This is a genomic window from Emergencia timonensis, assembly GCF_900086585.1.
GTDB classification, from domain to species: Bacteria; Bacillota; Clostridia; order Peptostreptococcales; family Anaerovoracaceae; genus Senimuribacter; species Senimuribacter timonensis.
Window position 1 is genome coordinate 929770 of the sequence record NZ_FLKM01000008.1, and the last position, 12805, is coordinate 942574.

A 12805-nucleotide genomic window follows, 5' to 3' on the forward strand; every position below is an offset into this window, starting at 1 on the left:
GATGAAAGAAATTAATTCCATTACGCTGGAGATTATCGCCAACAGCATGACTTCTATTGCGGAGCAGATGGGGGTCATTCTTGCAAAGACAGGATACAGCACCAATATTAAGGAGCGAAAGGATCTTTCGGTGGCGATTTTCAGTCCTGAGGGCAAGCTGCTGTCTTTGGCACAGCATATCCCCCTTCACTTCAGTTCTCTCTCAGGCGCGGTAGAGGTTTTGACGGAGAAGTATGATCTGGCGAATGTCCACGAGGGAGACATCTTCATCGCCAACGATCCCTATACGGGAGGAGGTTCTCACCTGCCGGATATCGTCTTGCTGCGGCCGGTGTTCTATGAAGAGAAGCTAATCGCCTACATGGTCAACACGGGACATCATGCTGATAGAAGTAGGAAGGGAACGACGATATATGACGAAGGCATGCGGATTCCAGTGGTCAAGCTCTACGACCGGGGCAAATTGGTAAAGGACGTCTCTGACCTGATCATGCTCAACTTCCAGATGAAATATGAGCGCCAGGGCGATTTGAACGCACAAGTCATCACCAATCAGTACGGCGCGGACAAATTGACAGAGTTAGTAGAAAAAATCGGTCTGGACACTTATGAAGCGTTCTGCGAGAAGTGGCTGGACTACGGCAGACGCAAAGCAAAGGCCGCCGTGGCATCTTTACCTGACGGAACATACGAATTTGCAGACTATATGGACGACGACGGTGCGGGACATCAGGATCTGCTGATTAAAACGACGGTACTCGTCAAAGGGGAAGATATCACCTTTGACTTTCGGGGAACCTGCCCACAGGTCAGCGGGCCTTATAACTGCGTCCCCTGTGCTCTGAAAGCCACGGTCTATTATTCCCTGATGTCGATCATGGACAAGACCATTCCTGCAAACTCTGGTTTTTTTGACAGCATCCACATCCTAGCAGAGCCTGGCAGCCTGGTCTGGGCAGAAGAACCGGCGCCAGTGGCAGACAGGGAGACGACCTCACAGAGAATCGCAGATGTCATCTTCGGCGCTTTTGCCAAAATGGATCCGAAGATGGTCACGGCGGCCGGTAACGGAGCGATGTCCTTTTTCTCCTTTGCCGGAACAGACGCCAGATTTGAAAGGCCGTATATCTACGTGGAGACCATTGGCGGCGGCGCGGGCGCCAGATATAACAAAGACGGGCTGGATGCCGTCCACGTCCATATGACCAATACTTCCAATCTGCCGGTAGAAGCATTGGAGATGGAATACCCTCTGATGGTAGAAAAATACGCCCTTCACGAAAACAGCGGCGGTGCAGGAAAATATCGAGGAGGCATGGGTATCGTCAGAACCATACGGATTCTGGAAGAAAGCCGAGACACGATGTTAGTGGCAGCAGCCACAGAGAGATCCCGCAGAGCGCCGTGGGGTCTTTGCGGCGGTGACAGTGGCGGAACCGCGGCGGTGAGGATCTATCGCGATGGGCAGATCATATCAGACAATCCAAAGCCGAGAAACGTAAAACTGCAGGCAGATGACATCGTGGAAATGGTGACAGCCGGCGCCGGCGGCTACGGGCCTGCAGCAGAAAGAAATCCTCAAGTTGTAAAAAGAGAGTATGAGGAAGGCATTGTCGATGAGAAATGGATTGCAGATGCCGGAATTGTTAGTGAAATTTGAGACGGCATGCCGTCTATGAGGTGACAATATGGAAACAAATACGAGAAAATTAGTCAGCCTGCCGATGGCGCTGCTGACCCTGGTCATTGTAGCGGGTATCATGTCTGTGGGACTGGCGGTACTGAAACTCAATACGATGGTAACCTTTATCCTGGCTTTGGTGGCGGTGTGTATTGTCGCTATCTGCCTGGGCATGAAACTGGAACGCCTGCAGGAGATCATTCTAAGCGGCTTTCGTAAGTTCGCTCTGACAGGTATGATTCTCATTTCTGTGGGCATGGTGGTGGGAACCTGGATCATTTCGGGTATCGTCCCTTCGATCATTTACTATGGGCTGCAGATTTTTACGCCGTCCTCTTTCCTTGCGGTAGGTTTTTTGATCTGCTGCATCATATCGTTCTTTACGGGTTCCTCCTATGCATCTCTTGGCACCATGGGCGTAGCGTTTATGGCAATCGGCTACGGGATGGAAATCAATCCGGGCCTGGTCGCCGGCATGGCGGTGTCTGGCGCAGTCTTTGGCGATAAGATGTCGCCCTTTTCTGATACGACCAACATGGCGCCGGCGGCTTCAGGCACCGATATCTTTGCCCATATCAAATCCATGTTTTATACGGTGATTCCCTCTTTTGTTATCACGACGGTCTTGTACTTCATCATGGGATTGAAGTTTAATGCTGCTTCGGAGGAATCTCTGCAGAGCATCAAAGCCATCGTGGTTGCCCTTGACGAGAGTTTTACGATTTCGCCGCTACTGTTGATTGTACCGGTGTTCACCATCATCCTCGTCGCAAAGAAGATTCCGGCCATGATTGCCTTGATCATCGGCGCACTGGCGGGCGTTATCGCAGCGCTGATTGCACAGCCGCAGTTCAGCTTTAACGAAGTGGTGACAGCCATGTCTGTGGGATTTGTCGGGGAGTTTGAAGAGGAAGCACTGGCCTCATTGCTGAACAGAGGCGGTATTTCGGCCATGATGTCCACCATTGTCTACTGCATCTTTGCTCTTGAACTGGGTGAATTGATGTATGAAATGGGAGTGCTCTCGGTGATTTTGGATAAAGTGAAGGACAGAATTTTGAAGCCGTGCAATTTGATTATCGCCACACTGATCTCCTGCCTGGCTACGGTCATGCTGACAACATCACAGTACATGGCTATTTTGCTGCCGGGAGAAGTGTTCCGCTCATCCTATGAGAAGGCCAACATGGCGCCATACGTGCTGTCCAGGACTTTAGAAGACGGCGGTACGATTTTTTCCTTCCTGGTACCGTGGTCGGCAGCAGCCATATACAGCTCCGGTGTGTTGGGTGTTTCCACGCTGCAGTATCTGCCCTATGCCTTCCTGCCGCTGCTCTGCCCCGTCTTTGCCATTCTCTGTGCCGTTACGGGCATCGGAGTTTTTGACCGCGAGGGGAAAAGTCTGCGGGGCAAGACTACGAGGAACGCTGCTTAAATAAAATAGGTTTCAAAGGCGCGTTCAATATCCATATTTTTTTAGTTTGTTGGAATAATGAAGAGCCGGTAAGGGATATGCCGGCTCTTTAAATTGCACTGAAATTATCTTTTGTTGTGTAGTTATTCTCATAGACCTAAATGTAAATTGATGTAAAATAAAAATGTAATAATTTTATATTAATTGAAAAAGGAGGAACCATACATATGGAAACCATAGACACCAAGGGTGGACTTCTGACGGCAACACCAGAAGCGAGGGCATCTCTTCGCAGAGAGTATAAAGACAGTGTTTTTCGGCTACTGTTTAATAACAAGGAAACTGTAATCAATCTGTACAATGCGATTGCGGGGGAAAGAATACACCACGGAAACCCAGGTGAACTTTACGACCATAGAGGATGCCGTGTTCAAAACAGAAAAGAACGATATCGCTTTTCTGCTTGAAAATACTTTTGTCGTATTGCTTGAGCATCAATCTTCGCCTAACAAAAATATGACGACCAGAGATTTGATCTATTATTCGACGATTCTGCAGAGGATGTATGGGATGAGCGCTTTTTTGAAGGAGAGATGCGTCAAAATTCCCCGCCCCGAATTCATCGTTCTATATAACGGCGTGAGGGAGATGCCTGATTACCAAGAGATGAAACTGTCTGATAATTTTTATGACCATGAGGAAGAAACTGGTTTACAACTGACCGTAAAAGTGTACAATATAAATAACGAGTGCATAACGGAGCGATGCTCCTATGCACTGATGTCGCCCGCAAGGGGGCGACGCTTTGCAAGGTACGTTCTTTGAAACATACGGAAATACGTCCTTTGGACGATATTTCCTATGTTATTAATAACAGAAGGAATCTTGAGGTGATGGAACGATGCAGGACTTTACAGGAGTACAGTCAGTTTGTCGGTATTGTACGAGAGTATGCGGAAACGCAAAAACTGAGTGACAGCGTTATGGCCGAAATCCTGCAGAAGTGCAGGGCGGAAAACATACTGAAGGAGTTCCTGGAAAAATACGGAACGGAGGTCATCGGGATGTTGTTCGAAGTGTTGACAGATTTGAACTGGTGGAAATCGCCGAACTTACTGATTTGCCGTTAGATGAGATTGAGGGGCTGTAATGCTTCTAAGTAATATGGAAGAGAAACAAGGTGGTGATAAAATGTGTAGGAACGAGAAAAGGCGAAACGATGTATGGCTCCATGCAAAGCCAGTATGATGAGCGACACTTGCATGGAGTAGATCGGCGTCGCTGAAACGAGATTGCTGGCTTTGCTGCTTGAAAGAAATAATCGAGGAGGAAGCCAACATGAAATATACAAATGCAACCCTGATTCTTCCGGATGAATTGGTAGAGGAACTGCAGAAATACATACAGGCAGGATATCTCTATGTTCCGGCAAAAGGAGAAAGGCGTAAATCCTGGGGAGAGTTATCCGGTTATCGCAAAGAACTGGATCAGCGAAACGCTGCTATATTGTCAGAGTACCGTCGCGGTATTTCTGCTGAGGCGTTGGCTGACCGCTATTGCCTTTCAATTTATGCAATCAGGAAAATCATATATCAGAAATAGTAAGACTCCTGTACACTGGTCAATAGGCCCAAGTGTGCAGGGGTTTTTTGCTTTTCGGGGGCAGGAGCTGCGTGAACCGGTTATGAAGAAATGAATTGACTGCATCATTTGGGAAAAACAGCCAGCTTTCATATAGTATACAGAACAGGTCTGCCTTATTTTGTATATTGAGAGGCGGGTATTCTCCATGTATGATAGAAGACAGAAAGGGGAGATTTGATGAATGTATATATGGGATATGCCTGTGCAGATATTACTCCAGAAGAGCAGGCAGAGATGATCGGTTTTGCCAGACCCGACAATTTATCGAAGGGAATACTGCACCGCTTAGAGGCATCGGTTATGGTTCTGAAATCTACAGAGGAAACCTGCTGCCTTGTAACCATTGACAGTCTGGGCTTCACTGCGGAGCTTTCCAATCTGCTGCGGCAGAAAATCGGGGCGAAATTGTGCACGCCGCCAGAGAAGGTAATGCTCTGTTTTTCCCATACTCACTCGGCTCCAAATGCCGGTACGGAAGACGGAACCTATTATCAGCTTGCCTGTGAGAAAATACTGACCGCAGTATCTGAGGCGGTTTCCGTGATGAATCCCATCAAAGCTGCCTGGGGACTCGGATCTGGTGAAATTGGCGTGAACCGTCGTGGCGATACCGCTTCAGTAGACAACCGCATTGGTATTTTGAAGGTGGTTGACAGCGATTCAGGCACATTGAAGCTGTTGCTGCTGCGAGTCACAGCGCATGCTAACGTACTTTCCAGTGACAATGATCTCATCTCAGCAGACTACTTTGGTGTGACGAGAAAATTATTAAAAGAAAAATACGGCTGTGAAGTGATGATGACACAGGGAGCAGCAGGCGATATCAGACCAAGATATCAGCAGGACAATGCCGCGTTTTTGGAAATACATGCATGGGAAGAACCGCATAAGAAGTATACAGAGGCAGAGAAGAAGAAATACTTTGACCAGAGCAGGGATGCACTGCGCAAAATGGCGGATAGCATAGATCGTGCAGTGGACAGCATCATCGATGACATGATACCACAGTCAATAACCAGACTTGCCATGTTTTCGATGCACAGCAGTTTTGCAGCAGATGTGCCCTCGCTGAAACGTGCAGCTGAGATTGCGCAGGAGGCGGCACAGATGGCGGGCATAGACGGAACCGGCTGGCTGAAGGAAGTACAGCGCCTGCAGGGCCTGCACATTAAAAAGCAGTTTGCCGATGTTGAAATACAGTATTTCTGTATTAACGACGGTTGTTTATGCGGCGCGGCAAATGAGACCATGTGCAGGATGGCTCTGGATGTGACGGACAAGGCAGGGAATCCTCTGCTGCTGTTTGGCGGCTATACCAATGGATGCAGCAGTTATCTTCCCACCGCTGAAGAATACGACAAAGGCGGTTACGAAGTGCTTTGGTCGAATCTGATTTATTATTCCTATCACGGCAGAGTCATGCCGCTGAACAGAGATACAGCCGACCGACTTGTTGCAGCCGTAGTGCAAGGCTGGAAACAGTTTTTATACAGAGGGGAGATTGAAAAATGAAAATATATCCGCGAACAGGAGACTTACAGACCATTTATTTAAAAGATGCAATCAAGAATCCGAATATTATGGTAGGCGAGTATACCATGTACAATGATTTCAGAGATGACCCAACGCTGTTTGAGCACAACAACGTGCTTTATCACTACCCGATTAACGACGATAAACTGATGATCGGCAAGTTTTGCTCCATCGCCTGCGGTGCAAAGTTCCTCTTTAACAGCGCCAATCATACTATGAACTCTTTGTCCACCTATCCCTTTCCTCTTTTCTTTGAAGAATGGGGACTGGATCGTAAAGACGTTGCAAGTTCTTGGGATCACAAGGGGGACATCGTCATTGGAAATGATGTTTGGATCGGCTATGAGGCCGTCGTCATGGCAGGCGTCACCATCGGGGACGGCGCTATCATTGGAACGCGGGCAGTGGTGACAAAAGATGTTCCGCCGTATATGATTGTCGGCGGGATACCGGCCAGACCGATAAAAAAGCGTTTTTCAGAAGAGACCATTGAAAAATTGCTGGACCTGCAGTGGTGGGACTGGCCGAGAGAGAAGCTGGCAGAGAATATTGAGGCGATCAAAAACGGCTGTATTGAACAGATAAAGTGAAGTTTTTTGCCATTGACTTCCCCATATATCCATGATAACGTAAAAGAAAACGGATATGGAATTATATGGGAAAAATCATACAATTTAACAAAAAAACGCAAATGCGTGATCATCTTTCTATGACTAACGATATTATTTTCTTTCTAGTCTATGGTGCGGGCACGAAGGAATCGAATAAGGCCCTGCTTTCTTTACTGAATGTAGTCCTAGAAAGAAAAGATCCTATTACGGAGGTTAAAATAGTCAATACCGTACATAAGGGATTTCATCCAGGGGATAAAGAGACGGTAATGGATGTCAAGGCACGATCGGAGAAGGGAGAGCAATTTAATATAGAGATGCAAGCCTCTGTGCAGTTATTTTTTGGAGAGCGGACGCTTATCTATGGGGCGAGAATGGTGAACTCTTCGTTGGCAAAGGGAGAGGATTATGATACAATGAAAAAAAGTATAGTCATCTCCTTTATTGACGGCGTCATGTTTAAGGATACGCCTAGTTTCCACACGAAGTTTGAATTGAGAGAAAACAGGGAAGGGCTGTTACTGACGGATAGACTGGAGATCTATTTTCTTGAACTTGGGAAGATAGATGACAGTAAAGATCCCGAAGAGATGGAACCATTAGAGCGGTTATGCGCATATCTCAAATTTGCTGGAGACCACAGGAGAGCTGACTATGTAGAAAAGCTGTTAGATACAGGAGAGGAGGCCGTCCTAATGTCGGATCAGGTATTCAGAGAGATAACAGAAGATGAGAGTCTTCAGGATTTATTGTGGCGCAGGGAGATTGCAGAGCACGATTTAGCCACCAAAGTAATGCTTGCGGAAAAAGACGGCGAGCGGATTGGCATTGAGAAAGGCATCGCTGCCTTTATACAGGATTATGTAGAAGACGGAAGGGAAGCGGAAGCAATTATTGAAAAGCTTGTGCTTCGCTTCGATTTGCAAGAGGATGAAGCGCGCCAGTATTATGAAACGTACAGCGATTGTTAATTCTGCCCCTGGTAGTGAGAGCCAGTATGAGCTTATTTGCTGGCGTAAAAGAACAATAATATAAATAGCTAGAGAAAAAAATCAGAGTAGGAACGGAACCTTCTACTCTGATTTTTGTTTCGTGCTGTTTGGTCCACGGATGATCTACTTCCTTATTTCTAAAGCATATGCTTCGTACTCCTGGCCGACCTCTTTTTCTGGAGGCGTTGTCAACAGGCTGACGATGATGTTGACTGCCAGAGCGACCAGGAATGCAGGCAGCAGTTCGTAAATGCCGAAAGCGCCGCCCAGCGGTTTGACTGCGTATTTCCAGACAAAGATCATCACTGCGCCGATTACCATGCCCGCAACAGCACCCTGCTTGTTAGAACGTTTCCAGAAAAGGGCGCAGAGCATGACAGGACCGAAGGTAGCCCCAAAACCTGCCCAGGCAAAAGAGACGATTTCAAAAACGGAGCTGTCCGGGTTAGAAGCGAAAAGCACTGCAATGACAGAGATTGCGATGACCGTACATCTTGCCGTCAGCATGGACTTCTTTTCACTCATATTGATTTTGAGAAAATCCCTAAAGATGTTCTGTGATACGCTGGAGGAGGCCGCCAGAAGCTGGGAGTCAGAGGTTGACATGGTAGCAGCCAGAATACCCGCTAAGATGACGCCGGCGACGAGGGCGGCCAGAGCACCGTGCTGGCTGATCAGTCCTGCAATCCGCACGATGATAGTCTCTGCGTTAGAACCGTCGAGGTATTCTACTGCGCCGGCCTGGGTCATCCCGTAGCCGACGACGCCGATGGTGATGGCAACCGCCAGAGAAATCAGAACCCATATGGTGGCAATTCTTCTGGAAAGTTTCAGCTTTTCCTTGTCCTCGATGGCCATGAAGCGAAGCAGAATATGGGGCATGCCGAAGTACCCGAGTCCCCAGGCCAGCATGGAACATTTTGATAGAAGACCGTAAGGGGATGCACTGCCAGACGTCGGATCATAGGTCTGGCTCAGATTGAGATATCCCGGCAGCGCGCTGGCGTTATCCACGACCGTGCTCCAGCCTCCGGCGGCATTGATCCCGAAACCTAGTACCACGATCAGAGCAATTGACATGACAATGCTTTGGATCAGATCGGTGGTGCTGGCTGCAAGGAAGCCGCCCAGCGTCGTATAACCTACGATGACGATGGCGCTGATGACCATGGCCCAGAAGTAATCGACGCCAAAGAGGCTGCCGAAGAGTTTTCCGCAGGCAGCAAAACCGGATGCTGTATAGGGAATAAAAAACAGGATGATGATGACGGCTGCAATGGCGTTGAGTACGTTTTTATCGTCGTGATAACGCTTCGAGAAAAAATCCGGAATCGTAATGGCATCGATATGATGGGAATAAGTACGAATTCGTTTGGCAACGATGAGCCAGTTGATATAGGTCCCCAGAGCCAGTCCGATGGCGGTCCAGGCAGCGTCAGCGATTCCCGTAAGGTAAGCGACGCCGGGCAGTCCCATCAGAAGCCAGCTGCTCATATCAGAGGCTTCGGCGCTCATGGCGGTGACAAAGGGACCCAGCTTTCTGCCGCCGAGATAAAAATCACCGACATTGTTGTTCTTCTTTGAAAAATAGACGCCTACGCCAAGAACGAAAAGCAAGTAGACGACGATTGCAATCGTGATGCAGACTTGTGATGTATTCATAATGAACGTTCTCCTTTCAATCAGAATCCATTGTAACACAAACAGAATTAGACTGAAATACAGAATAAAGTCTAAACTATTACCAGATAAAATAAAAATAAGCACTGAAATTTCAATGCTTATTAGTTAGACGATTTATTATACTAAAAATATTATTTTTTTAATCCGACGTAGATATGGATTTCGGCGTCACCGTCCATGCAGTCATCCTGATACTCTTCAAAGTCGCTGATGAAAGTGCGGGGCAGGTCCATGGACCATATTTCCATCCAGCAGTTTGCTACTGCGGTATGCATATCGCCCTTGACGACGAACTTGGCGTATCTGCCGGCTGGAATGGTTTTGACGATGGTATCTTTTGGCATCGTTTCGGATTCAGCGGCTTCACAGGCGACCATGATGGTATAATCATCCATGGCTCCGCCAGCGTAGTCTGTGTAGATACCGAGGGCTTTGTCACTGGTCTTGTTCTCTATTTGCGCATAAACACCTTCCCCATAAAACTTTTCCCAAAGCCCGCCGATGACGGCGCCCATTTCGGGAGACTGATTATTGGTTCTGGCGGCGAGACCGACGACTCTTTTTTCTTCTAAATTGACAATTTCGTAATTCATTTGTTTCTCCTATCTTTCTTTTGATAGGCTTATCTTAACATCGATAACATGACATCAGTGTGTCATCAATTTTTGTTTTTCAAACTAATTTCTGCGGCCAGTTCGCAGAGTTCTCTTCGCAAGTTTTTTGGTTCCGCCAGTTCGGCCTGATTGCCGAAACTGAGAACCCAACTGAAGAGGCTGAATTTGTCAAAGGCCTGATATGTGACCAGCAGCTTTCCGTCTGACTGTTCCTCTATGGTATCGATGCCAAACTCATCTATAATGCGCCATTTCATTGCCGGTTCAAACAAAATTTTTGCTTCAAATGAAGGCGGGAAAACTGTTTCGCTGGAGAGGTCGGGCGCCTGCACCGGTTTTGGATCAAATAACGTTTCTTCTTTTGTCAGATTCATCATCCTGCCCAGCTTGAACAGTCTGAAACCCTGTTTTTCCAGGCAGAATCCCCAGACATACCAGGAGGACCAGTGAAACACCAGATAGTAGGGTTCAATTTGGCGCTGACTTCCTCCTTTTTGGGAGTAATATTCGAATTTTAGCAGTTGGGCCTGCTCGATCGCGTCTTGGATCAGCCCGATCTTCGGCGCGACAGAGGACTTCTGCTGGGATGACAGATCAATCAGAATGTGGTCGTTATTGGCCAGGATATCGGAACTGCCTGCGGAGAGCTTTTCCATCAGCTGCTGGTAGCGATTTGTGCCGCTGACGCTGTCCAGACTGCGTAGACCTGCCAAGATGGACTTCATTTCACCTGAAGTCAGGAGAGTGCGGTCCATACGGTAACCGTCCATAATGGAAATACCGCCGTCCCTTCCCTGCTGGGTGACCAGAGGGATGCCGGCCATGCATAAATCTTCGATATCCCTGTTTATGGTGCGGCGGGATACTTCGAATTTTTCAGCCAGAAATGGCGCTGTCACCTTTTCCTGCTGCAGCAAAATAGATAGAATTCCGATGAGGCGGTCAATTTTCATAAATAGATTCTCCTTCTTGTCAGTGAAACTGTGAAATCATTGCACCATATGCTCTAAGCGCTGTCTTCGGCTTCGCCTCGCCAATCGCTAAGAGGCACTGGGCACCTGTCTTACCTCGATTCTGTCTTCGCTCTCGCTCGCCAATCATCGGGTAAGGACATTGTATCATGACTCCATGGCATTTGCCAATAATAAGAAGTTGTGGCGATTTCGAACATCGTATATAATTGCAGTAATAGAGAGGAGCTGCCCATGAGTAAAATCAATTTTCATTTCGCCTATACTGCCATGACGGCAGATCCATTTATGACGGATGCGACTTACATCAACGTCCTGCCTTCTCCGGCGCTGGAACCATATATCCGCTGCTTTTGGGGTTCAGAACAGGATTTTGACCCTGCCAGATCGGCCATATATAGAAACACCTTGATTGTTCCTGACACTTGCTTTGATTTGATGCTCTTGAAAGACAATGAGAGAGGCACTTATCGAATGACTTTTGTGGGTATGAGCAGCACCTACAGCATCGACCAATGGAGAGAAGATGAGAGAAAGATGTCTCTCTTTGCCATTCGTTTTCCTTTCTGGGCTATGCATCTAATTGGTGCGGACCATTATAAAGGTACGATGGATCAGCTTTTGCCTGCAGAAGAGTTTTTTCCCGATGCGCAGGCCCTCTGTGAGCAAATCTTTGATGTGACTGCTTTTTCGGAGAGGGTTCGCCTAGCCGAGCGGTATATAGAAAAACGGATTGCAGACAGCAGGCCTAACTCGCAATTTCTTAATGGCGCAGAACTGATGGTGAGACAGAAGGGAAACGTGACCCTGGATGATATCTCCGGTCATCTGGGATACAGCCATCGGCAGACACAGCGGATTTTTCGCGAAATGACAGGTCTTTCGCCGAAACAAATGGCGGATTTAGTCCGCTATCAGTCACTATGGCAGGAGCTATTGCGTTCAGGAGACTTGAACTATCAGGATATGGTGCACAAGTATGGCTATGCGGATCAGTCACATTTGATCAGCCATTTTAAAAAGTACCATTCTATGACACCGCGGGAAGCCGTCAAAAGAATTCTATAACAGACGGTAAAAGATGTCGCTTTTTTCCTATTTTCCGTTTTAGAAAGATGATAAAATTATAAAAACGACAAGGAGGAGATACAATGATTTTTGCATGTTTATTATCTGTGAAAGATATCAATAAGGCGAGGGCCTTTTATGAAGAAATATTTGATCTTAAAGTGGATGCCGACTTTGGCATAAATGTGGGGTTCGACTGCGGGCTGGCCTTGCAGCAGGATTTTAGCTGGCTTACAGGGATTCCGTCAGAAGAAATCAAGGACAGGGAGAACAGCTTTGAGGTTTATTTTGAAATGCAGGATTTTGACGAGTTCGTGGAAAAGCTGAAGAAAAGGAATGATATTCGCTTGCTTCATGACGTCAAAGAGCACGGCTGGGGACAGCGCGTCATTCGTTTCTACGATTTGGACAACCATCTCATCGAGGTCGGCGAAAGTATGAAGTCCGTTATAGAAAAGTTCATGGATCAGGGGATGACCTTGGAAGAAGTGGCAAAGAGAATTGACGGAACCGTCACGGATGTGGAAAAAATGCTGCGTGCAGCAGAATAATGACTGAAATAGAATCATCATTTGAGGGCGGGGGCGGAGGCTC

The 12805-nt window shown here is 47.4% G+C and carries 14 protein-coding genes; 11 read left to right on the plus strand and 3 right to left on the minus strand.

Annotation, left to right across the window (positions count from 1 at the left end; genetic code table 11):
- The first annotated feature begins 1 nt into the window (after position 1).
- The 9 genes from BN6539_RS05675 to BN6539_RS05710 all read left to right on the plus strand — a co-directional run bounded on the left by BN6539_RS05675 (position 2) and on the right by BN6539_RS05710 (position 7854).
- Complete coding sequence (locus BN6539_RS05675; protein WP_067534972.1) at positions 2-1660, plus strand: hydantoinase B/oxoprolinase family protein; 1659 nt, start codon at positions 2-4, stop codon at positions 1658-1660.
- 28 nt (positions 1661-1688) lie between these two features.
- Complete coding sequence (gene nhaC / locus BN6539_RS05680) at positions 1689-3116, plus strand: Na+/H+ antiporter NhaC (RefSeq protein WP_067534975.1); 1428 nt, start codon at positions 1689-1691, stop codon at positions 3114-3116.
- Positions 3117-3322: 206 nt separating this feature from the next.
- Complete coding sequence (locus BN6539_RS22270) at positions 3323-3562, plus strand: hypothetical protein (RefSeq protein ID WP_147363164.1); 240 nt, start codon at positions 3323-3325, stop codon at positions 3560-3562.
- Positions 3522-3920 (plus strand): Rpn family recombination-promoting nuclease/putative transposase, encoded by a 399-nt coding sequence (locus BN6539_RS05685; protein WP_147363165.1) that lies wholly within the window; start codon positions 3522-3524, stop codon positions 3918-3920. Before BN6539_RS22270 ends, BN6539_RS05685 begins: the two co-directional genes overlap by 41 nt.
- Positions 3921-3985: 65 nt before the next feature.
- Complete coding sequence (locus BN6539_RS05690; RefSeq protein ID WP_148484454.1) at positions 3986-4225, plus strand: hypothetical protein; 240 nt, start codon at positions 3986-3988, stop codon at positions 4223-4225.
- Positions 4226-4433: 208 nt separating this feature from the next.
- A complete protein-coding gene (locus tag BN6539_RS05695) occupies positions 4434-4697 on the plus strand; it encodes a CD3324 family protein (RefSeq protein ID WP_067534984.1) in 264 nt (87 codons plus the stop codon).
- 219 nt (positions 4698-4916) lie between these two features.
- A complete protein-coding gene (locus tag BN6539_RS05700) occupies positions 4917-6251 on the plus strand; it encodes a hypothetical protein (protein ID WP_067534986.1) in 1335 nt (444 codons plus the stop codon).
- Positions 6248-6862: a CatB-related O-acetyltransferase gene (locus tag BN6539_RS05705; protein WP_067534988.1), complete on the plus strand. Its 615-nt coding sequence runs from the start codon at positions 6248-6250 to the stop codon at positions 6860-6862. The genes BN6539_RS05700 and BN6539_RS05705 overlap by 4 nt, the downstream gene beginning before the upstream one ends.
- 119 nt (positions 6863-6981) lie before the next feature.
- Complete coding sequence (locus tag BN6539_RS05710) at positions 6982-7854, plus strand: Rpn family recombination-promoting nuclease/putative transposase (protein WP_207645080.1); 873 nt, start codon at positions 6982-6984, stop codon at positions 7852-7854.
- Between the two features lie 144 nt (positions 7855-7998).
- Here the strand turns inward: BN6539_RS05710 and BN6539_RS05715 are convergent, their stop codons facing one another.
- The 3 genes from BN6539_RS05715 to BN6539_RS05725 all read right to left on the minus strand — a co-directional run bounded on the left by BN6539_RS05715 (position 7999) and on the right by BN6539_RS05725 (position 11125).
- Positions 7999-9537, minus strand: a complete 1539-nt coding sequence (locus BN6539_RS05715; RefSeq protein ID WP_067534994.1) for a sodium/proline symporter — start codon at positions 9535-9537, stop codon at positions 7999-8001.
- A 152-nt stretch (positions 9538-9689) separates the two neighbouring features.
- Positions 9690-10151, minus strand: coding sequence for a GyrI-like domain-containing protein (locus tag BN6539_RS05720; protein WP_067534999.1), 462 nt, complete (start codon positions 10149-10151; stop codon positions 9690-9692).
- Between the two features lie 65 nt (positions 10152-10216).
- Positions 10217-11125, minus strand: a complete 909-nt coding sequence (locus BN6539_RS05725; protein WP_067535002.1) for a helix-turn-helix transcriptional regulator — start codon at positions 11123-11125, stop codon at positions 10217-10219.
- A 252-nt stretch (positions 11126-11377) separates the two neighbouring features.
- On the opposite strand from BN6539_RS05725, the gene BN6539_RS05730 reads away from it, so the two are divergent.
- Both BN6539_RS05730 and BN6539_RS05735 read left to right on the plus strand, forming a co-directional pair.
- On the plus strand, positions 11378-12211 hold the full coding sequence (locus tag BN6539_RS05730; protein WP_067535005.1) for a helix-turn-helix transcriptional regulator: 834 nt from the start codon (positions 11378-11380) through the stop codon (positions 12209-12211).
- Positions 12212-12294: 83 nt separating this feature from the next.
- Complete coding sequence (locus BN6539_RS05735; protein WP_067535006.1) at positions 12295-12762, plus strand: VOC family protein; 468 nt, start codon at positions 12295-12297, stop codon at positions 12760-12762.
- Positions 12763-12805: the final 43 nt, after the last annotated feature.